The following is a 758-nucleotide window of genomic DNA, read 5'->3' as shown; positions in this document are numbered from 1 at the left end:
GCGCCTGGCGGAGCAGGAAAGGCGGGTCTTCGAGCTGACCGTCGGCCCGGTGACACCGCTGCGCAGCATGGACCGCTTCATCCACGACCTCGATCAACCGCCACCCGAGCCGCGCCAGCGCGAAGCGGACGAGCGCGCGGTGCTGCTGCAGGCCCTGTCCGACGAGATCGACGTCGACACGCTGCTGGACACCGACGAGACATTGAGCTTTCGCCGCGAAGGCATCAGCCTCGAGGCGGTGCGCAAACTGCGCCGCGGCCACTGGGCGCTGCAGGCCCAGCTCGACCTGCACGGGCTGCGCCGTGACGCGGCCCGCGAGGCCTTGGGGCTGTTCATCCACGACAGCGCGCGGCGCGGCCTGCGCTGCGTGCGCGTCGTGCATGGCAAGGGGCATGGCTCACCGGGCCGCGAGCCCGTTCTCAAGGGCCGCGTGCGGCGCTGGCTGGTGCAGAAGAACGAGGTGCTGGCCTTCGTGCAGGCGCGCGCCAGTGACGGCGGGGCGGGGGCGCTGATCGTGCTGCTCAGCGGAACGGCCTGACGCGCCGCTGACGGTGAATAACACCGGGCTGTCACGTCGCGCGGCCGACACGAGGTGCAACGCCATTGACCGACGCCGTTAGCCCGGAGTAGTCTGGGCTCAAGCCGCCATCAGCGCGACATCCGGTTTCCCAGCCCCAACGAGGAGAGCCCATGTCCCTTACCTTTTCCGATCGTGCGCCCCAGCCCAAGAGCTATCTGGGCATCGGTCTGGTTGTCGC

Annotated in this window: 1 protein-coding gene; it reads left to right on the top strand. The window is 69.8% G+C overall.

All coding sequences use genetic code 11. The features are described from left to right. Positions 1 to 538 (top strand): Smr/MutS family protein (locus tag AC1DU6_RS33765; protein ID WP_477862743.1); only part of this gene is annotated, 538 nt, incomplete at its 5' end. Positions 539 to 758: the final 220 nt, after the last annotated feature.

It is taken from the genome of Roseateles sp. P5_B10, assembly GCF_056400485.1.
This window is presented reverse-complemented; position numbering and strand designations above follow the sequence as displayed.